Annotated in this window: 17 protein-coding genes and 1 riboswitch; of the genes, 9 read left to right on the top strand and 8 right to left on the bottom strand. The window is 45.3% G+C overall.

Annotated elements, in window-relative coordinates; translation table 11 throughout:
- Nucleotides 1–178 precede the first annotated feature (178 nt).
- Entirely contained in the window at nucleotides 179–2,281 is a 2,103-nt protein-coding gene (gene pnp / locus HL061_RS08050) for a polyribonucleotide nucleotidyltransferase (protein ID WP_071002599.1), read from the top strand.
- Between the two features lie 113 nt (nucleotides 2,282–2,394).
- On the opposite strand, the gene HL061_RS08045 is transcribed toward pnp, so the two are convergent.
- The 4 genes from HL061_RS08045 to HL061_RS08030 all read right to left on the bottom strand — a co-directional run bounded on the left by HL061_RS08045 (nucleotide 2,395) and on the right by HL061_RS08030 (nucleotide 6,137).
- Nucleotides 2,395–2,958, bottom strand: coding sequence for a hypothetical protein (locus HL061_RS08045; RefSeq protein WP_071002598.1), 564 nt, complete (start codon nucleotides 2,956–2,958; stop codon nucleotides 2,395–2,397).
- A gap of 28 nt (nucleotides 2,959–2,986) precedes the next feature.
- Nucleotides 2,987–3,535 (bottom strand): hypothetical protein, encoded by a 549-nt coding sequence (locus tag HL061_RS08040; protein ID WP_071002597.1) that lies wholly within the window; start codon nucleotides 3,533–3,535, stop codon nucleotides 2,987–2,989.
- A gap of 142 nt (nucleotides 3,536–3,677) precedes the next feature.
- Nucleotides 3,678–3,935, bottom strand: coding sequence for a YheV family putative metal-binding protein (locus tag HL061_RS08035; protein WP_071002596.1), 258 nt, complete (start codon nucleotides 3,933–3,935; stop codon nucleotides 3,678–3,680).
- Nucleotides 3,936–6,137, bottom strand: coding sequence for a M3 family metallopeptidase (locus tag HL061_RS08030; RefSeq protein ID WP_071002595.1), 2,202 nt, complete (start codon nucleotides 6,135–6,137; stop codon nucleotides 3,936–3,938).
- A 704-nt stretch (nucleotides 6,138–6,841) separates the two neighbouring features.
- Between HL061_RS08030 and HL061_RS08025 the strand changes: the two genes are divergently transcribed.
- From HL061_RS08025 to HL061_RS08005, 5 genes are all read left to right on the top strand, one after another.
- Nucleotides 6,842–7,954, top strand: a complete 1,113-nt coding sequence (locus tag HL061_RS08025; RefSeq protein ID WP_058023597.1) for a hypothetical protein — start codon at nucleotides 6,842–6,844, stop codon at nucleotides 7,952–7,954.
- 204 nt (nucleotides 7,955–8,158) lie between these two features.
- Nucleotides 8,159–8,914, top strand: a complete 756-nt coding sequence (locus HL061_RS08020) for an endonuclease/exonuclease/phosphatase family protein (protein WP_071002594.1) — start codon at nucleotides 8,159–8,161, stop codon at nucleotides 8,912–8,914.
- 178 nt (nucleotides 8,915–9,092) lie between these two features.
- On the top strand, nucleotides 9,093–10,118 hold the full coding sequence (locus HL061_RS08015; RefSeq protein WP_071002593.1) for an NADP-dependent oxidoreductase: 1,026 nt from the start codon (nucleotides 9,093–9,095) through the stop codon (nucleotides 10,116–10,118).
- A 226-nt stretch (nucleotides 10,119–10,344) separates the two neighbouring features.
- Nucleotides 10,345–10,671, top strand: coding sequence for a hypothetical protein (locus HL061_RS08010; RefSeq protein ID WP_071002592.1), 327 nt, complete (start codon nucleotides 10,345–10,347; stop codon nucleotides 10,669–10,671).
- Between the two features lie 6 nt (nucleotides 10,672–10,677).
- A complete protein-coding gene (locus HL061_RS08005; protein ID WP_083328900.1) occupies nucleotides 10,678–11,166 on the top strand; it encodes an EcsC family protein in 489 nt (162 codons plus the stop codon).
- Between the two features lie 32 nt (nucleotides 11,167–11,198).
- On the opposite strand, the gene HL061_RS08000 is transcribed toward HL061_RS08005, so the two are convergent.
- The 3 genes from HL061_RS08000 to HL061_RS07990 are packed head-to-tail and all read right to left on the bottom strand — an operon-like array spanning nucleotide 11,199 to nucleotide 14,678.
- Nucleotides 11,199–11,816, bottom strand: coding sequence for an alpha-ketoglutarate-dependent dioxygenase AlkB (locus tag HL061_RS08000; RefSeq protein WP_252962704.1), 618 nt, complete (start codon nucleotides 11,814–11,816; stop codon nucleotides 11,199–11,201).
- Nucleotides 11,817–11,836: 20 nt separating this feature from the next.
- Complete coding sequence (locus tag HL061_RS07995; RefSeq protein ID WP_071002589.1) at nucleotides 11,837–12,727, bottom strand: alpha/beta hydrolase; 891 nt, start codon at nucleotides 12,725–12,727, stop codon at nucleotides 11,837–11,839.
- Between the two features lie 37 nt (nucleotides 12,728–12,764).
- Nucleotides 12,765–14,678 (bottom strand): ABC transporter ATP-binding protein, encoded by a 1,914-nt coding sequence (locus tag HL061_RS07990; protein WP_071002588.1) that lies wholly within the window; start codon nucleotides 14,676–14,678, stop codon nucleotides 12,765–12,767.
- Nucleotides 14,679–15,039: 361 nt separating this feature from the next.
- Here HL061_RS07990 and HL061_RS07985 point away from each other — a divergent pair, with 361 nt between their 5' ends.
- Nucleotides 15,040–15,888 carry a hypothetical protein gene (locus tag HL061_RS07985; protein WP_071002587.1) on the top strand — a complete coding sequence of 283 codons (849 nt, stop codon included), beginning with the start codon at nucleotides 15,040–15,042 and terminating at the stop codon, nucleotides 15,886–15,888.
- A gap of 177 nt (nucleotides 15,889–16,065) precedes the next feature.
- Nucleotides 16,066–16,956, top strand: a complete 891-nt coding sequence (locus tag HL061_RS07980) for a fructose bisphosphate aldolase (RefSeq protein WP_058023584.1) — start codon at nucleotides 16,066–16,068, stop codon at nucleotides 16,954–16,956.
- Nucleotides 16,957–17,030: 74 nt separating this feature from the next.
- On the opposite strand, the gene thiC is transcribed toward HL061_RS07980, so the two are convergent.
- Complete coding sequence (gene thiC / locus HL061_RS07975; RefSeq protein WP_227517128.1) at nucleotides 17,031–19,157, bottom strand: phosphomethylpyrimidine synthase ThiC; 2,127 nt, start codon at nucleotides 19,155–19,157, stop codon at nucleotides 17,031–17,033.
- A gap of 246 nt (nucleotides 19,158–19,403) precedes the next feature.
- A riboswitch (TPP riboswitch) is annotated at nucleotides 19,404–19,559 on the bottom strand.
- A gap of 292 nt (nucleotides 19,560–19,851) precedes the next feature.
- Here thiC and pstS point away from each other — a divergent pair.
- A complete protein-coding gene (gene pstS, locus HL061_RS07970; protein WP_071002586.1) occupies nucleotides 19,852–21,024 on the top strand; it encodes a phosphate ABC transporter substrate-binding protein PstS in 1,173 nt (390 codons plus the stop codon).
- The last annotated feature ends 3 nt before the right edge of the window (nucleotides 21,025–21,027 follow it).

Below are 21,027 nucleotides of genomic sequence, written 5' to 3'. Positions count from 1 at the left end.
GTACGATGTCTAGCACGAAAAGATATATGAAATAATTAGGTAAAGTTATTGGCATTGATTGAGATGATTTCTAATAGAGAGATTGTCAGTTAATGACCATATACACAGAATTTTAATGACAGATATCAGGTTTTTCAAAGCTGATATCACTTTTGTCAGTCAACATTAGGAAGATTATATGACAATGTTTAATACCATTAAGCGTGAATTTCAGTACGGCGATCAGCAGGTCGTTATCGAGACAGGCCGAATTGCCCGTCAAGCAAACTCTGTATTAGTACATATGGGTGGCGTGACCGTACTTGTCGCAGCAGTCGTAAAATCAGAAGCCAAAGAAGGTCAAAACTTCTTTCCATTGACCGTAAACTATCAAGAAAAAATGTACGCTGCGGGTAAAATCCCAGGTGCTTACGGCAAACGTGAAGGCCGTGCGAGCGAGTTTGAAACGCTGACCTCTCGCTTAATCGACCGTCCGATTCGTCCGTTATTTCCTGAAGGTTATGTAAACGAGATTCAAATTACTGCCACCGTCGTGTCATCAGACAAGACGCAGCACGCAGACATCGCCGCGATGATTGGTGCATCAGCGGCATTGGCAATCTCAGATGCGCCGTTTAACGGTCCTATCGCTGGCGCACGCGTTGGCTTTATCGATGGCGAATACGTGCTAAACCCAACGCTTGAGCAGCTAGAAACCAGTGACCTTGACCTTGTGGTTGCGGGCACCAAATCAGCAGTATTGATGGTTGAATCAGAAGCAGCAGAGCTGTCAGAAGACCAAATGTTAGGCGCAGTCTTGTACGGTCACGAGCAGCAACAAATCGTCATCGACAACATCGTTGCCCTTGCTGAAGAAGTGGGCACACAAAAGCAAGAATTCACCGCGCCTGCTGCCAATGCTGAGCTAGAGTCTGCGGTAAAAGAACAGTTCGGCGACAAAATCGCTGAAGCCTACACCATCACTGAAAAGCAAGAGCGTTACGCGGCCCTTGATGAGATTAAGCAAGCCATCATTGAGAGCCTAGCAGGTGATGCTGAAGCGGACGACTACAGTGACAAAGTGTCTGAGCTCAAAGACATCTATGAAGAACAAAAATACCGCACCGTGCGTGACAATATCTTGTCAGGTAAGCCGCGTATTGATGGTCGTGATCTTGAGACGGTTCGTGCACTTGACGTACAAGTGGGTGTTCTACCATATACACATGGTTCAGCACTGTTTACCCGCGGTGAGACGCAAGCATTGGTGACAACCACGCTTGGTAACACCCGTGATGTCAATATGATTGACTCACTAGGTGGCACGATTCGCGACCATTTCATGCTGCATTACAACTTCCCACACTTTTCAGTAGGTGAGACGGGTCGTGAAGGCGCGCCAAAGCGTCGTGAAATCGGCCATGGTCGCCTTGCACGCCGCGGTGTACAAGCGATGCTTCCAGATAGCGAACGCTTCCCATACGTCATCCGTGTGGTATCAGAAATCACTGAATCAAACGGTTCATCTTCTATGGCGTCTGTTTGCGGTGCAAGCTTGGCGTTGATGGATGCAGGCGTACCATTAAAAGCACCAGTTGCTGGTATCGCGATGGGTCTGGTTAAAGAAGGCGAGCGTTTTGCTGTCTTGTCAGATATCTTAGGTGACGAAGATCATCTAGGTGATATGGACTTTAAAGTAGCCGGTTCTAAAAACGGTATCACTGCACTACAGATGGATATCAAGATTGAAGGTATTACCCCTGACATCATGGAGCAAGCGCTTAAGCAAGCCCACGCTGGTCGTATCCATATCTTGGACGCAATGAACCAAGTATTGCCTGAGAGCCGTACTGAAATCAACGCTCATGCACCAAACTATGCCGTTATCGAAATCAACCCAGACAAAATTCGTGACGTTATCGGTAAAGGCGGCGCAACTATCCGTCAGCTAACCGAAGAGACTGGTGCGGTTATCGATATCGATGACGCTGGTACGATTCGTATCTTTGGTGAAAACAAAGCAGCGACTAAAGCCGCTATCGGTAAAATCGAAGCAATAACTGCTGAAGTTGAAGTTGGCAAAACTTATGAAGGTACGGTTGCTCGTATCGTCGACTTTGGTGCGTTTGTTAACCTATTACCAAACACTGATGGCCTAGTGCACATCTCACAAATCGCAGAAGAGCGCGTAGAAAATGTATCTGATTATCTGAAAGAAGGTCAGGTCGTTAAAGTGCTTGTGCAAGACGTTGATAACCGCGGCCGTATCAAACTGACGATGAAAGGTGTTGAGCAGAACTAAGGCTCAGTATTTGATGTAGTTTGATTCATAAAAACCGCCTTGGGATGCTCTTATGAGTGCCCAAGGCGGTTTTTTTATGGGCGCAAAAAAGTGATGACTGGCTAGAGAGCCATTTATAAATCAATGCTTTTGGGCATATGTATATCGATACGCAGTTTTGGTAGGTCTTGTAAATACGTGGTCAATAATGGCAACGTATCAGTCTGCCAATCTAGAGGTAGCGAATTTATACTCCCATTTTTATTAGATATAGGATCGCGAGGATTATCGGAGATAAGCGGACGAGCGAGTAGCGCAACCCTACGGATACCCTGATAGCGTATGAGCGGAATTAATTTCTGCTGTAGGTCAATCAAAGCCGCGATGAGCCAACGCGACCGCGCAGGATGGTATGGGTGGTTTGATACAGCAAGGTTGGCGATATAACTTGGTTGATTGCCGTTACTACTGATGCCAAGACCAGATTGCTCACGTGTGCGCTTATACAGTAAGCAGCTGCCAACACTCAGACTGCCATCACGGCACACGCTATGATAATGATGATAGTTATCAGGAAACAATGTTTTGGCTCGCGTGAGCACAGGGTCTAGAATGACACCAGCGTTATTGACAGGTAAAACAAGCAGCTGTGCATTGCTATTTAAAATAGAGGCATGCGTAAGTTGCAGAATCGCCATTATAGACCTCTTTGTGAAAATCCTACGTTTATTGTGTCTCTGTACTAGTAGAGCTATCCGCTTCTAATTGTGCTATTTGCTGTTCAAGTAGAGCGATTTGTTCTGCTTTCATATCGGTTAGCTGTTTATTCATTGCCAATTGCTCAGCAGCCAACTTTTCTTGTTCAGCTAAGCGTTTACGTTCATCTTCTAAACGATCAATTTCTTCTTTGGCTAAGCTGTCCGTCTTTGGCAGCGGTGCATTTAAGATAGCTTTAGGGTTTCGCGTTTCAACACCCTTATTGTCGTCTGCACTGGCGCTTTCATCAGTGAAACTGCTGTCAGTGAGTACAGTGTCAGGCTCATCAGTTATGATGTGTGGAGTCGAAGCCGCTTGAGCAGCCTCGGTTTGCTTATTCATCGTAGTTGATTGAATGATAGGTGAAACCACTTCTGGCTCGGGTTTTACCCAAAGTAAGTAACCAACAGCAATGAGTATCACCGCAAAAATAAGGATAATCCAAACTCGTCGGCCAGCTGTCGCAGATGTTGCCCTAGAAGGCTTGGTCGATAAAGGGCGCATTTTTTTACGGTTCATATTATGATCGATTTGTGTCAAGAATATAAGTAGACCTACTATAGCAAACTCAAAATAAAAAGCCTATCTATTGATAGATAGGCTTAAGTCAGTATGAAATAGTGAGTTGCTTAGGTGGTAGTCTAGAAACAACACTGGATAACTAGGGTTTGAACTTGACTGTACCACTGGTGCCTGTTGTCATGGCATCGCGAGCAAGCTGATCCTCAAGATGGTTTTTGGCGCTGATGGCATCAGGGTCAGGGCGATGTTCCGAATGTCCGCATTTTGTGCATTCGATGTATTCATCTGGCGTTGGCGTAACAATATTTATCTGTACCACAGCGTCCATCTCCTGGCATTTTGGACAGCGCACTCCTGCTAAAAATCGACGTTTAGGGCTTGATGACTGATAGCGCATTTAGATAGCCTCGCGTGTTGTTTGAGCATTTGCAGCATCAGTATTCTTTGCATCAGTGAAACCGTTATGGCGTAGCAAGGCATCTATGTTCGCACTACGGCCACGGAAGTTTTCGAAATTGGTTTTGGCTGGAAAACTACCTCCAACAGACAGGATCGACTCACGAAAAGCTTTACCTGTTGCTGGGTTAAAAATGCCCTCTTCTTCAAACTTACTAAACGCATCTGCCGAGAGCAGCTCAGCCCATTTATACGAGTAATAACCTGCAGCATAGCCACCTGCGAATATATGGCTGAAGCCATTGGCAAAGCGGTTATAGTCAGGTGTTTGCATGATAGCGATATCGCTACGCACGGCATTTAAAGTCGCTAAGATACCCTCATAATTAAGTGCTGGTGTATGGGCATGAATCAGCAAATCAAACAGCGCAAACTCAATCTGGCGCAGCGTTTGTAGGCCGCTTTGGAAGTTTTTGACAGCCAATAGTGCATCAAGTTTGTCTTTAGGCAGTGGCTCGCCAGTGTCGACATGACTGCTAATAAGGGCAATGCCTTCAGCATCCCAAGCCCAGTTTTCCATAAACTGACTAGGAAGCTCGACGGCATCCCATTCGACGCCATTGACACCCGCGACATCACCAACGGTCACTTGAGTTAACAAATGATGTAAGCCGTGACCAAATTCGTGGAATAAGGTCAGCACCTCATCATGGGTCAATAAGCTTGGCTTGCCATCAAGTGCGGGCGTAAAATTGCCAACCATGAAGCAAACAGGTAGCTGCTGATGGTTTTGTTCCTCGTAACTGTAACGAGATTGAAAACCACTCATCCAAGCACCGCCGCGCTTGCCGCTACGAGCAAACAAATCAAAATAAAATCCGCCAATCAATTGATCATCAGCATCAAACAGTTGGTAAAAACGTACGTCATCGTGCCAGCGTGATACAGAATGATCATCTGCACCCTCATAGCTTTGCTCTTGTACTGTAATACCATATAGACGTTCGACAATGGCAAACAAACCGCTCGTCACTTTTGGCAATGGAAAGTACGGACGAATCTCTTCTTGTGACAAGCTAAATTCACTTTGTTTTACTTTCTCAGCGATGTAGGCGCTATCCCAAGGTTGCAATTCATCAATGCCATAATCCTGCGCATACCTCTGTAACTTTGCTAAATCTTTCTGCGCGGCTGGGGTCGCTTGAGTGGCCAAGTCACGCAGGAACGTTTCTACCTCTGAGACACTGTCTGCCATCTTAGTCGATAGGGATACTTCAGCATAATTATCAAAGCCTAATAACTTGGCCTTTTGTTCACGTAAGGTGAGAATTTGGCTCATGATGTCAGCATTATTTAATGACTCACCTTTAGCATTGGTATGCGTATCAAATTCAGAGGCGCGCGTGACATAAGCGCGATACAGCGTTTCCCGTAAGCTGCGGTCATCAGCGTGGGTCATAACCGCTAGATATATAGGAATGTTCAAGCTTGCGACATAATAAGGCGTCGGAAGCGCGTCTATATCTGTTTGACTCAGGGTGCCATTAGCAAGCTCACGAGTCTTGAACTGTTCACCTGCATCTGCCAATAGCGCCAAACCGCTCTCTGTTAAGCCTTTTAGCTGATTTGGTTGTAGAGGCAATGCAAAGGCTTGGGTTGCATCCAAGATACGATCTGAGAATGTCGCAGATAAGGTAGATAGCTCACTTTGAATAGCAGCAAATTTATCTTGCTCAGTCTTAGGTAATGCCACCCCTGATAACTCAAAGCTACGTAGTGCCAGCTCGATCGCCCGCGCACGTGCCGGCTCAAGTGCCGCAAAAAACTCGGTATCATCGACGATCGTTTGATAGCGGGTAAAAAGTGGCTGATGTTGACCAACCCGCGTCCCGTAAGCCGATAACTTGGGCAGTAGCTCGTGGTGGACATGACGAATCTCATCGTTACTCATCACGCCATTGAGATGAGACAAGATTCCCCAGCTACGATCCAGCGCTAGATTGATATGATCAAACTGCATCACATCTGCCAGTGCTTGCTCAGCGCTTAATTTTGCAATGCCAGTACTATTGTCAGCCCCCGCCGTCAAGTTATCTAAGAAACTATTGGCATCGTCGATAGCATTGATGACTTGGGTTTGTAATGTACTTGGCGCAGCATTGGTAAAATCAACAAGGCGCAAATCTGAAGAAGGAAGAGACATAAAGGTATCCGATATTAATGATTATTATGAAAGAAAGATTAGGCAAACGTAGCTTTTAAATCGCGCTTGATACGAGCTAACTTTGCGATGTACTACGACTCGCGCCATTTAAAATTTATATTTAGTTATATAAAAGATGGGTTCATTTAGTCAAAATACAACCTGAGTACTTATAAACTAAGAGTGAATGCTTAAACTAAAAGTGAATGCTCAAAGGAAACGACAAATAATAAATAATATAGTAAGTTGAGATATAGTGAATTCAGTATAAAAACGATACAGTGGGACTGGGATAAGTTTTTCGCAGCCTCTGTCTGCGTAGGCACAGCACGCAAGGAAAATTTAGACCAGTTCCACCTAGATATATAATGTATCTGTTTTATTTAGGACTGACTATAGTAGAAATCTTTAACAATACAGAGTGCTCTACTTACAAAGGGCTATCATTTGCTTGCAAATTAACCCTATAGCGAGCTTAGGGTAGCTGTTAGCATCAATATAAAGGAATTTAAAAATTGTACGCCGATCAGGCGTACAGATAGACAATGGATAAAAAATATTGATGAATTGACAGTATAATTCGTTGTTTACCGACAATGATTAGAGCTGCTATTAATAATAAATAAGGCAAGATGCCCTGACATTGTACTCATAAAAGAATGTATAAAATCGAAAGTAAATGATAATAAAACAAGGAGCAATATATGAAAGCGACTCTTAAAAGCTTACGTGAAACCAAAGCCAATCCAGCGGTAAGTATCTTTGTTAAGACCCACCGAGCACATCCGGCGAACGAGCAAGATCCTATCGCTCTAAAAAATCAGTTGAAAGTTGTCGAAGACCGCCTAAATAAAGAATATGATAAGAGTACAGCGACGACTATTTTAGATAATATTCATGCAAAGACCAAAGAATTAAATCATAACTATAATCTCGATACTTTAGCGATATTTGCTAGTACAGATGATGTGCAAATCGTCCGTATGCCAATCGATACGACCGAGCGCGTTGTCATATCAGACAGCTTTGCCACTCGTGATTTGGTGCGTGATATGGCCAGTGCGGTACATTACTATACGGTTGTCCTAACCCGCGATAATTCTCGTCTGATTGAAGCATCAAATGATCGCGTCATTAGAGAGTTTGATAAAGATGACGACATACAAAATAACATGGAAAATATCCAGTTTCCTGTTGAAAATAACGGGCTATATACCACAGGTGACGGTGGGTCAGATCGCTCATCAAATAATGAAAGCAGCCACTTAAAAGAATACTTTAATCAAGTCGATAAAAGCGTACAAGAGCTATGGGGTGAGCACAAAATGCCACTCGTGATCGTTGGTGACGCCAAAAACATCGGTTACTATAAAGAAGTCTGCGACCGTCCAGACAACATCATTGCTACCGTGTCAAATGTTACTAATTTAGAAGATGGCAGCGCTCAGCATATCGTTGATAGTGTACAAGAAGCGGTAGAAGAATACCGTACATCATTACATCATGCTGCTTTGGGCGAAATCGATAAAGCCCGCGGTGCAAATATGCTGCAAACTGATCTGCAGGAAGTATACCGTAGTGCATTCCAAGGCGCCGGCGAGACCCTTTACGTACGTCGTGGCTATATCCAATCTGCCAAAATTGATGAAAAAGCGCAAACTCTAAGCCTTGTAAGCGACGCTAGCGCAGAAGGCGTGACTGATGATGCGATCGGTGAAATCATCGAGCATGTCATCCATAATGGTGGTAAAGCTGTATTTATGCCACAAGATATCATGGGTGAAGATCAACCAATCGCGTTAGTTACTCGTTACTAATTTAACGATGATCTAACAATGACACCTACGTGCGATATTCATTTATGAATTAGCCATTAATAATGGATAGGTGTAATATGAGAGCATTGGTTCGATATGAGCCAGTGCTCTTTTTATTTCTTTCATTACTATCACTCTGGGTGTTATCGTAGCTGAGCTATTGATTTTTACTCCATAAATATTGAGCGTACAATTAATCAAATTATGACTACCACCTCTTTTGTTTTAACCAGCTACAACATTCATAAAGGCATGTCACCACTAAACCGTCAGGTGAAAATGCAAGGTATTGCTCAAGCGTTAGAAGCGGTGGGCTCCGACATCTTATGTTTGCAAGAGGTGCAAGGGCAAAACCTTAAACGCAATATGCAATATAACGAATATCCCAATCAGTCTCAGCATGAATGGTTTGGCGAATTTTTGGATTTAGAAAATAGCTATGGCAAAAACTCAGAATACGAGAATGGTCATCACGGCAATGCCGTATTAAGCCGGTTCCCATTAGACCCAAAGCACAATGTCAATATTACCGTCAATAGGCTAGAGCAGCGCGGCGTCCTGCATTGTGAAGTGCAGCCTATCGGTTGGGACAGACCAGTTGTTGTACTGTGCGCGCATCTAAATCTGTTTGAGCGTGACCGTATTAAGCAGTATCAGGCTATCAGCGATTATGTAAGAAATGAGATTGCACCTGATCAACCGCTCATCTTGGCAGGCGATTTTAACGATTGGAAAAAGATGTCTTGCGACAAACTGGCAACTGAGCTTGGTATGATAGAAGCATTTAGACATTGTCATGGCAAATTGCTACCGACATTCCCCGCAAAACTGCCAGTGCTCAGTTTAGATCGTATCTATCTGCGTAATTTGGTTGTCAAAGACGCATGGGTACATGGTGGAAAGCCGTGGTCATCATTGTCGGATCATTTGCCGATTAGTGCAAAGCTGATGCTGCCCTAATACTTTCTTAATACTTGGTGGTGATGTGCTCGGATGCACTGCCTTGATAATCTATCGAGACTAAAACATCTTTTTAGCAAAAATACTATCGACTAAAATCGCCCCTTATGAAATAGTCATCTAACTTGAAATAAATAGTAAGCACTAACTAATAAACAAAATATAAGGATATATCACTATGGCAACGCCATCTACTAACGACAATAACCAACAACCTCAACTCCCCAATACCCAGCACGCTGCCCTGATACGTGAATTCGGTGAACCAGAAGTAATGATATATCAGGATGGTGTCGACATCCCTGAATTACAGGACGATCAGGTATTGGTCAAAGTCGCCTATGCCGGTATCAACCCTGTCGATTATAAAACCCGCCAAGGCAAAGGGTGGGGCGCAGAAAATATACAAAAACAAAAATTCGACAATAACCAGCCTGCTATTTTAGGGTTTGACGTATCAGGTACAGTGGTTGATAGCAGCAGCGATGAGTTCGCTATTGGAGATCGCGTTGCCGCCTTGACCTTTACTGGTGGTTGCTATGCGCAGTACGTGGCGGTAGACACCAAAATGCTTGCCAAAGTGCCAGAGAATGTGACATTAGAGCAGGCAGGGGCATTGCCGTGCATTGGGCAAACAGCGCTACAGTTTGTGGAATTTGCAGATATCAAAGAGGGTGAGCATGTCGTAATCAATGCACCAGCAGGCGGCGTCGGTCACTTATTAATACAGCTATTAATGGACAAAGTAAGCCGTGATGATATTAAGGTCACAGTTATTTGCTCACCAGAAAAATATGCCAAGCTCGGTGAGCTTATCGATACTGACAAGCTGGCAGGCTGGATTGATTATACCAAAGACGAAGCGTTCCCTGACTTGCAAGCCGACGTACTACTTGACTTAGTTGGCGATGATGCTGGCGTGCGCGCCCTGAGTGTGCTCAAATCGGGCGCGCGCGTGAATGTGTTGCCAACCATTTGGGTCGATAAACTCAAAGAAGCAGGCGAGCAAAAAAGCTTAGAAGTATCAGGGTATAAAGCGCAGCGTAGTGGTGATGATATGGCGCGTGTTTTACAGCAAGTCGCTGATGGTCAATTAACCTTAAAAATCCAAAAAATCTATCCTTTATCAGAAGTGGTAGCCGCGCACCATGAGCTACAAAAGGGCGATGCATTCGGAAAAATTGTCCTTGCTGCTTCTGAATAAGGGGCGCTAACCAGTTTTTTAAAAATCATAGGATCCTTTACGTACTTCATAAAGCTCTACAAGAATGGTGTCTCTGACAACACAACAGGCCTACTCTCTAATGTTGTCTGCTGTAGGATAGTGAGAGACACGCTGATAAATGAAGTAATAACAAAGGATGTTCTATGACTATGAATAAAGACATTGAAAATAAAGTTACAGAGAATAAAAAACAGACAAAAAAGTCATGGATCATGTCGCCTATGAAGCGCAAGTGCGTGAAGAAATAGAAGCATGGAAAAACCCTGATAAAGGCGTTTTGGACAAAGCTTTTGTGGTCCTTAATACGCCTATTGTCGCGGCAGGTGATGCATTAATGGATGTGCCGCAATTCGGCGATGCCTTAAAAAAAGCAACTGAGCAAACCATCAGTACTTTGAGTAATGCCGCCAATTGGACATTGAACACTCAAGGCGTTATCGAGAGCTATCAAGAGGAGCCTGATTTTGAAGGCTCGTCAATCAAGACGCTTTCTGATATTAAACATCTACCAATTGCGGTTGTCGATAAATAAGTCAAGCTGCTCAAAAGTAAATATGTCGCGCTCACCAGTGTGCAAGGCGTGACGACAGGGGTGGTTGGCTGGGTAGGTATTCCAGCCGATGTGGTGGGTCTTATCACTACCAATCTACGCGCTATCGGAGAGTATGCGACTTACTATGGCTTTGACATGAATGATAAAGGCGAGCAGTTGTTTGCCATGTCTTTGTTGGCGGTGGCTACTTCTGCCTCTGCTGAAGCGCGCAAAGCAGCACTGGATGATACCCGTGCGATGATTAAAGATCCAGAAACGCAGACATTTAATCAGATTAATGAAGAGGTCATGTCGCGGGTACTGCGTCAGACAGCAACCAAAGTGGCCACCAATATGGTCAAAACGAAAGCCGCGCAAATCATTCCTGCGGTGGGTGCAGTAGTGGCAGGTGGCGTCAATGCCAACTATACGGCCAATGTCTGTGAAGCGGCGTATCAATGCTACCGTGAACGTTTTTTAGATCGCATTGCATAGGTAATCGTTTACTCAACCTGACCATGGCAATTTTAGTTTGCAAGCATTTGACGAAATGTCAGGCTAATCCGTCCAGTATCGACTGTTTTTGTTTTCGTGATTGTATGCTTCCAAAAGCGCTGTGTGTCCCCATGCATGACAATTAATTGTCCAGACTCAAGATAAAGCGCGACTTTTTCTTGAGTTTTTTTGTGCTTAAAGACAAATTTGCGGGTGGCACCAAGGGAGAGAGATGCAATGATTGGTTGATGACCGAGCTCTTTTTCATCATCGGCATGATAGCCCATGCCATCAGTGCCAGTTGGATAATAGTTGAGCAAGCAGGTGTTGAAATGTGCTGCAATACCGATGTCTGCCAACGCTTTTTCTACATATTGTTTCACGTGGAACACTATATCTGACCATGGTATTGTCTGTCGCGTATGCCCTGAATACTGGTAATCTGCATCCGTGTCTCCCATCCAGACAATTTGGCGAGTCGTCACATGAGTTTTACCAAATAACGTCACTATATCCGATTGCCAAGGCAACCCATTTAGCAACGTATTATAGAGGACATTGGCATCGTTTATGACTATGCCTAGATCGTTTACATTACCATCATAGGGCAATAAATTATCTGTAGGTGTTGGGGCAAAAAGGTCAGTCATAGATCAATAGTTATCTCTCATTATTTGCTGCGTTGATAGTGCTCTTGAATGATCTGAGCACACAGTTTGGGCGCTTCCATTGGCAGTAGGTGACCATAGTCTAGCAATGAGATGATGCTGCTATCAGGCACAAATTTTTGCCATTGTTGTCGTACCTTATCATTGATGAATAAAGTAGGCTTACCGGTAATCAGCGTATAGGGGCAGCGTAGTTTTTTGAGCGCGGCATCGATATGAGGTGCGCTAAAATAGTTGGCCAGCTCTTGCTCTGGAGCAAACATCAAGCTGTAACTTCCATTTGGATTTTTGCTCAAGCTCTGTTCGGCAAATATCTGCAAGTGTTCATCACTGATGCGTCTATAAGCACGCTGCGCACGCAAGTTGTCATAATAAGCATCGACACTCGGCCACGTAGATTGCCGATTTACTGTGCTTTTGAAAGGCTCACGACTCAGCAGGATAGAGCGCGGTAACAGATTATACAAAATAGCTTGGTTTTTGGTGAATGTGACAGGCTCTATCAGATATAGCTGCGAAAACAGCTCTGGACGTTTGGCTGCTGCCATGGCTGTGGCGGTTGCGCCTTGTGAATGTCCGATACCGACGACAGGCTTATCTTGTGTTTTTTCTAAAAACTCAATAAGCAGGTCAGCATCTTGCTCACGCGTTAGACGACGGCTGTGCGGTTTGTCATACCAATAGCCACGCAGGGCAAGTGAGCTGATATCAAACTCAGTTGCCAGCTCATTTAGCAATGGCGTATAGGTACCAACGGTGAAACTATTACCACCATAAAAATGCGCGGGTGTGCGGCGATGGTTATCTGTTTGAACTGACTGATTGAGCTGGCTAAGATGATAGTAACGTGCTTTTTTACCATCAAGATTGATGCTGTTTGTAAATGCTTCCATAAAATAAACACTTCCTTGTGATTTATTTTGATGGGTCTTAGTTGTCTTCACCTAAGAAACCACCGCTTTGACGTTGCCATAATTTAGCATAGACGCCATCGCGTGCGAGCAGCGCCTCGTGACTGCCTTGTTCAATAATACGCCCTTTGTCCATCACTACTAGTCGATCCAGTGCCGCAATGGTTGATAAACGGTGGGCAATGGCAATCACGGTTTTGCCAGTCATCATGTCGTTTAAGCTTTCAGTAATAGCAAATTCGATTTCAGAGTCAAGGGCACTCGTGGCTTCATCAAGCAGCAAAATTGGTGCGTTTTTCAGCATTACGCGGGAGATGGCGATACGCTGGCGCTGACCACCTGAGAGTTTGACGCCGCGCTCACCGACCTGGGTATCAAGGGCGGTGTTGCCTTTGTCATCGCTTAAGTCTTTGATAAAGTCCCATGCTTGGGCTTGCTTAGTGGCTTCAATAATTTCAGCATCGGTGGCATCTGGACGACCATAAGCAATGTTTTCACGGATGGTACGATGCAATAATGAGGTATCTTGGGTCACCATACCAATTTGCTGGCGCAGTGACTCTTGAGTGACCTCATCAATTGCCTGTCCATCAATAAAGATTTTGCCACTATCGACATCAAAGAAGCGTAGTAGTAAATTCACCAAGGTTGATTTGCCTGCCCCAGAGCGTCCGACCAGACCGATTTTTTCACCTGGTTTGATGTCCAAATAAAAGTCATCTAGCAGCTTCACACGGTTGCTCGCCAGTGCGGTACCTGCATTGTGCGCCTCATCGACGCGCGCGCCTTCATCATCGGCAGCGATCATATCCTCTTCGTAACCAAAATCAATATGATCAAAGACAATACGACCATCAGTGACCGTTAGTGTTTGCGCATTAGGTTTATCGACGATTTTTTGCGGGGCTGATAGAGTACGCATACCATCTTGTACCGTACCAATACTCTCAAACAAACTGGTGGTCTGCCACATAATCCAGTGGGTCAAACCGTTTAAGCGCAGTGCCATAGCAGTCGCTGCGGCAATCGCACCAACACCAACATCACCTTGTTGCCACAAATATACACCGATAGCTGCAGTCGAGCCAATCAAAGTCACACTGATGGCATGGTTGACGACCTCAAGATAGCTGACCCAGCGCATCTGTGCGTGTACCGTACCCAAAAACTGATTCATCGCGTATTTGGCATAACCCAATTCGCGCTGCGAGTGGCTAAACAGCTTGACGGTCATGATATTGGCATAAGCATCGGTGATGCGTCCTGTCATCAACGCACGGGCATCCGCTTGGACAATGGCCGTACGTTTGAGGCGCGGAATAAAGTACCACATGGAAAGCCCAAACAGTACAAACCAAACCGCAAATGGAATGAGCAGCAAGCTGTCTAGATTAAACAAAATCACCCCAGTAGTGACAAAATACACCACCACATACATCATCATATCGGTGATGGTCATCACTGTATCACGCACGGCCAATGCCGTTTGCATCACCTTTGCTGAGACACGTCCTGAAAACTCATCTTGATAAAACTGCATCGACTGCCCAAGCATTCGGCGGTGAAAACGCCAGCGCATCTGCATCGGAAACACGCCTTGGATCACTTGAAAATGTACCAATGACGATAAGGCAATCCAAAATGGGCTGAGGATTAACACAGCAAACATCAGCAGTAGCATGTCGCTTTTTTCTGCCCACAGTGTCTGCGGGGTATAAGCACCCAGCCAATCCACCAAGTTACCAATCCATGCAAACAACATGGCCTCATAGACCCCAACACCTGCGGAGAGGATCATAAATAAGAACAGCCAGCCACGCAAACCATGAGTACAGGCCCACAAAAACTTCAACAACCCCTTACGAGGCAATGGCATGGGCGTTTCTGGGAAGGCAGGAAGACGGGATTCAAAAAAACGAAAGAGAGCGTTCATAGGCGGCAATAATACGTCAAAACAGAGCGGTTTTGAGTCGTTACTTATGTTAATAAAATAGCAGGGTATTTTATCAAAACTTGGCAATCAGGCGTGCAGTAAATTGTAATTGATCCATGCATAGTGCTTTTGGTTGATACGTTATTGCCAATAACGCGCGTGGAAATACGGATAAATAGATTGCTGTCAAAAATATATTTTGCTACCTTCTAGACCGCAACTGGCTTAGTTGATCGAATGATGAGCGTTGTAATCATATTTTTTAATGAAATCAGTTGAATACAAAGCGGCTTACTTGATGCTGCGCCACCAGTGTATGGATAATAAATACCCAGTACTAGGGTTCAAAAGGTAGGCCTTAATGATGTATCTAACCATTGCGGTGCTGTGTAGCGTCGCTGTTTCAGTGCTTTTAAAAATACTACGCCAAAAGAAAATGGATATTCGTCAGACCATTGTCGCAGGTTATCCCGTCGCTTTTTTACTGACTTGGCTTTTATTAAAGCCCGATGTCGGCGCCATACATGCGCTAGACAGTGCTTGGGGCATCATCATCGCGCTTGGGATCTTGCTACCGGCCGTGTTTATTATCCTTGGACGTGCTATTGAGGCGGTGGGTATGGTGGCAACGGATGCCTCCCAGCGCTTATCATTGATTATTCCGATCATTGCCGCTTTTTTGCTATTTGGTGAGGTGCTGACAGGTACGCGTGTGCTGGGATTGGCACTTGGCTTTTTGGCACTAGGAGCACTGGTTTATCGACCACAGCAGACAGATACCCCTAAGCAAACAAAATACACACCGCTGTGGTTATTCGGTGTATGGGCGGGTTACGGCATCATCGATATCTTGTTTAAGCAGGTTGCCAAGCAGGGTACTGCTTTTCCGTTGACACTGTTTGTGAGCTTTGGAGTCGCAGGTTTATTATTACTCGTCTATCTGCTCGTCACTCGGGTGCGCTGGCAGGCAGACGCCCTTGTCGCTGGATTGCTACTTGGCGCGCTCAACATGGGTAATATTTATGCTTATGTCAGAGCCCATCAAGTGCTCTCCGATTCATCCAGTATTGTGTTTACGGGGATGAACGTGGGTGTCATCGCAGTCGCCACATTGATCGGAGTGGGCGCGTTTAAAGAACGACTCAATCGCATCAATTTGGTGGGGTTGCTACTTGCAGTATGCTGTGTGGGCGTCTTATTTTTGGCGTGAGATAAGTTGTCCAAGGAAGGATAAAGTAGAATTTTTAGCAAAGTTGTCACGTTTTCTATATAGGCATACTTATCATCCTATGATAAGGTCATCTACAAATAGCAGACCTTATATAGGTGATAGAAAGCTTGATTTATAATGTTTAATTTCACTCAATAAAAATAGGATGTACTTTCAATGGAATACGACAATCAGTTGCAGCGCATAAAAGACGGTTCAGGGTTTATCGCTGCGCTCGACCAAAGTGGTGGCAGCACACCAAAGGCTTTAGAGAATTACGGCATCAGCGGCGATGAGTATGAGAATGATGAGGCCATGTTTGATTTGGTGCATGAGATGCGTGCCCGTATCATGACGTGCGACTGTTTTGACAATGAGCGTGTGCTTGGTGCGATCTTATTTGAAGATACCATGGAGCGTGACGTCAATGGTAAGTCGACCGCCAACTATTTGTGGGAAGACAAGCAAATCGTTCCATTCTTGAAGGTAGATAAAGGTTTGGCGGAGCAGATGAGCGGCGTCCAAGTCATGAAGCCGATGCCTAATCTAGATCTGTTGCTAGATAAAGCCAAGAACTATCCAGTATTTGGTACCAAGATGCGCTCAGTCATTTATGAGCCAAATGTCGATGGTATTGAGCTCGTTGTACAGCAGCAATTTGATGTGGCCAAGCAAATCATCTCAAAAGGCTTGATGCCAATCGTTGAACCAGAGGTCAATATTGATAGTGCCCAAAAGCATGATTGCGAAGTGCTATTAAAAGCCAATATTTTGCGTAATCTGGAACGCTTAAATGACGAACAGCAAGTAATGCTCAAGCTGACATTGCCCGAAGAAGCAGGATTTTATCAGGAACTGGTCGACCATCCAAAAGTGCTCAAAGTCGTGGCGCTATCTGGTGGTTATAGCCGCACTGATGCGTGCGCGAAGCTCAAACAAAACCCCGGTATGATTGCCAGCTTCTCGCGCGCCTTTACCGAAGGGTTGAGTAAGCAGCAAAGCGATGAAGAGTTTGCCGATACCATCAATACGTCGATTGAGGAGATTTATCAGGCGTCGAAGGTTTGATATTACTAAATACATAAACTAAAAAAGCCCAAACCTGATAGTCAGGTTTGGGCTTTTTTATTATAGTAAAAAGCTTATACCTCTTTGTATAACTGGCGTCCTTCCTTGTTGTATTTTTCCATCATCTCAGCCATGCCTTGACGGACTTCTTCAGCACTGGCTTCGCCTACTTGTCCGACCAGTTCTGTATCGACTTTTTTGATCAAATGATCATCATCGCTTAAGTCGCCTGATTGCGGCGTTACCTTTTTATTGGCGGCATCTTTGTCCAGTCCTGCTGCATACTCACGCACGTTTTGCGTAATTTTCATGGAGCAAAACTTCGGACCACACATAGAGCAAAAGTGTGCCGATTTATGCGCATCTTTTGGCAAGGTCTCATCGTGATATTCGCGCGCGGTATCAGGGTCGAGCGCCAGATTGAACTGATCATCCCAGCGGAATTCAAAGCGCGCTTTGGATAGCGCATTATCACGCGCCTGTGCACCAGGGTGACCTTTGGCAAGGTCGGCGGCGTGTGCAGCGATTTTATAGGTAATAATGCCGTCTTTGACGTCTTTTTTGTTTGGTAGCCCTAAGTGCTCTTTTGGTGTGACATAGCATAGCATCGCGGTACCAAACCAGCCAATCATCGCCGCACCAATCGCACTGGTGATATGGTCATAACCCGGGGCGATGTCAGTCGTTAATGGGCCCAAGGTATAGAAAGGCGCGTCCGCACACAGATCAAGCTGCAAGTCCATGTTTTCTTTGATACGGTTCATCGCCACGTGTCCAGGGCCTTCAATCATCACCTGTACGTCGTGCTCCCATGCCACTTTGGTCAATTCACCAAGCGTACGTAGTTCGCCAAACTGCGCCTCATCATTGGCATCTTGCAAGCAGCCGGGGCGTAGGCCATCACCTAGACTGAACGCCACATCGTATTGCTTCATAATCTCGCAGATATCTTCAAAATGCGTGTATAAAAAGCTCTCTTTGTGATGCGCCAGACACCACTGCGCCATGATAGAGCCGCCGCGTGAGACGATACCTGTCAAACGCTTTGCGGTGAGCGGTACATAGCGGAGCAGGACGCCTGCGTGAATGGTAAAGTAATCCACACCTTGCTCGGCTTGCTCAATCAAGGTATCACGGAATATCTCCCACGTCAGATCTTCAGCGACGCCATCGACTTTTTCTAAGGCTTGATAAATCGGTACGGTACCAATCGGCACAGGAGAGTTGCGGATTAGCCATTCACGAGTTTCATGAATGTGATTGCCCGTCGATAAATCCATGATGGTATCCGCGCCCCAACGCGTGGCCCATGTCATTTTGGAGACTTCTTCATCAATCGATGAGCCGAGCGCTGAGTTGCCGATATTGGCATTGATTTTTACCAAAAAGTTGCGCCCGATAATCATTGGCTCAGATTCAGGGTGGTTGATGTTGTTGGGGATAATTGCACGTCCAGCGGCTACTTCATCACGGACAAACTCAGGGGTGATAATTTTGGGCATATTGGCACCGAAGCTCTCACCCTCATGTTGACGCATGTCAGTCAGTTCATGCTGCTTTTGCGTCTCACGTATCGCAATATATTCCATCTCAGGGGTAATGATGCCGCGACGCGCGTAGTACATCTGAGTGACGTTTTTCCCTGCTTTGGCACGGCGCGGTTTGTCAATATGAGCAAACCTGAGGTTGGCAGTGCTGATATCACGAGCACGTGCTTGCCCGTATGAGCTAGACAGACCGCTTAGTTGCTCGGTATCACCGCGCTCGGCGATCCAGTTTTCACGCAGTTTGGGTAGACCGCGGGTCAGATCAATCTCGACATTGGGGTCAGTGTACACGCCTGAAGTATCGTACACATAAAAAGGCGGATTGTGCTCGCCATCCTTATCACCCGTACCGCCAACTGGCGTATCCGTTAAGCTGATTTCACGCATCGGTACTTGAATATCAGGCCGTGAGCCTTCGATATAGACTTTGCGCGAGGCGGGTAGGATACGGTGTAAGTCGCGCGCGTCTTCTTCAAAGCGTGCATCACTGGCGGCGCGGTGGGCAGGTGTCTTTAGCGCGTCGGCTTTTTTATCGGCTTTGGTGTCTGATACGAGAGGTATGTTATCGGCTGGGTTGTGCGTTTGGACTTGTGATGGCGCTGAGGCACTGTCTAAAGAGGCATTGTCAAAAGAGCTGCTGTTTGAAATAGTCATATGCTGTCCTAGCGTGTTGGTTTTTGAATAAAAGCAACACCGCCAGTAGCTGCGGGGCAAACACTCGTCATTCAGACAAATTTATATTATCAACACCTAACAGCGAGCAAAGAAATTGTCGCGGTTAATGGTCATCAAATAGTGGACGCCGCTTTCTATCTTCTCTCGTTATCTACGTATGCGGCGTGCATCGTTAGACAATAGCGATGATAAAAAAGTATTTTTACGCGTCCGTTGTCATCAATAACAACGTGCTTAAGACTTCCCTGCGTCGGTACTAACCGCATCAGGTTCGGCGGGTGATCTCTCAGCGAATGTAGATAGGTGGCTACTTTTATCAATGTTTAACTATAAACGTTTAATAAAGTAGGCCAATGCTACATCGCACCCCGAGTCTGTCAGTGTTGTAAATCTTCTTCATACTAACAAAATTCTGCGTTAACGGCTAATGGAATTTGGATGAAAATATCAGGCGCTTATTTTGCTATTTAGCATGGATACAAAGAACAGGAGTTATTGATAGTAATTAAAATTCCTTGATATTACTGATACTTAGAGGCGATTGCTAAATATTGTGTAAAGCGAATGCAGGATTTGAGAGGTTGTCATTAAACTGTCATAAAGATTTGGCAAGATAACGCTCATGTCACAAACAATGCTTTTTTATATCGTTGTTAAATTTCAGGAGTCCTACATGCGTTATTCGTTATTAGCAGTGGCCGTTAGTTGTACATTAATGCTTACGGCGTGTAATAAGTCAACAGAAACGGCAGAACCAGCTGCTGATACGACCAGTAGCGCCGCTACCACGGCTGAAACCACCACGCAGACTCAGGCAACGCCTTCTGCTGACACGGGTTTCAAATCTGCTGAAAACATTGCCATGAATATCACAGGTGCAGGCGCATCATTCCCGCAGCCGATCTATGCCAAATGGTCTTCTGACTATAACGCTGCCACAGGTGGCCAAGTCAACTATCAATCTATTGGCTCATCTGGTGGTATCAAACAAATCCAATCAAAAACCGTCGATTTTGGTGCTTCTGATGCGCCATTAACACCTGAAGAGCTTGAAGAGTCTGGTCTTATCCAGTTCCCAACCGTGATTGGTGGCGTTGTGCCAATCGTTAACATCGATGGCGTTGAGCCAGGTCAGTTGAAGCTAGATGGTGAAACCTTAGCCAATATCTATCTGGGTAAAATCAATAACTGGAATGATCCTGCGATCAAAGCCTTGAACCCAGATTTGACTTTGCCAGATGCCGCCATCACCACAGTATTCCGCTCAGATGGTTCAGGTACGACGTTTAACTTTACCGATTATCTCGCCAAGGTATCACCAGATTGGAAAGACAGCGTTGGGGTTGATAAAACGGTCAAGTGGCCAACCTCTGCGACTGGTGCAGGTGGTAAAGGTAATGAGGGCGTCTCAAGCTACGTCAACCGCATGAAAAACTCTATCGGCTATGTGGAGTATGCCTACGCCAAGCAAAACAACATGTCACATGCCGCGCTTAAAAATGCCGCGGGCAATATCGTGCAGCCATCTGCTGAAACCTTTGCCGCCGCTGGTGACATCGATTGGTCACAACAAGAAGGCTTTTATAAAGTCATCACCAACTCTGAGACGGATCAAGCATGGCCAATCGCTGCTGCTACTTTCATCTTAGTACACAAGCAACCAGAGAATCCTCAGCAAGTCGCTGGCGTGTTGAACTTCTTTGACTGGGCGTATACCCAAGGTGATGATGATGCCATGGCGCTAGACTATGTCCCATTCTCTGATACAGCAGTGGCTCTATTCAAAGAGAAATGGAATGAGGTCAAAGGTAGCGATGGACAGCCTGTTTATAAGCCAGCGCAATAAACG

The sequence above is a fragment of the Psychrobacter sp. PSP genome (assembly GCF_024085615.1).
Taxonomy (GTDB): Bacteria; Pseudomonadota; Gammaproteobacteria; order Pseudomonadales; family Moraxellaceae; genus Psychrobacter; species Psychrobacter pacificensis.
This window is presented reverse-complemented; position numbering and strand designations above follow the sequence as displayed.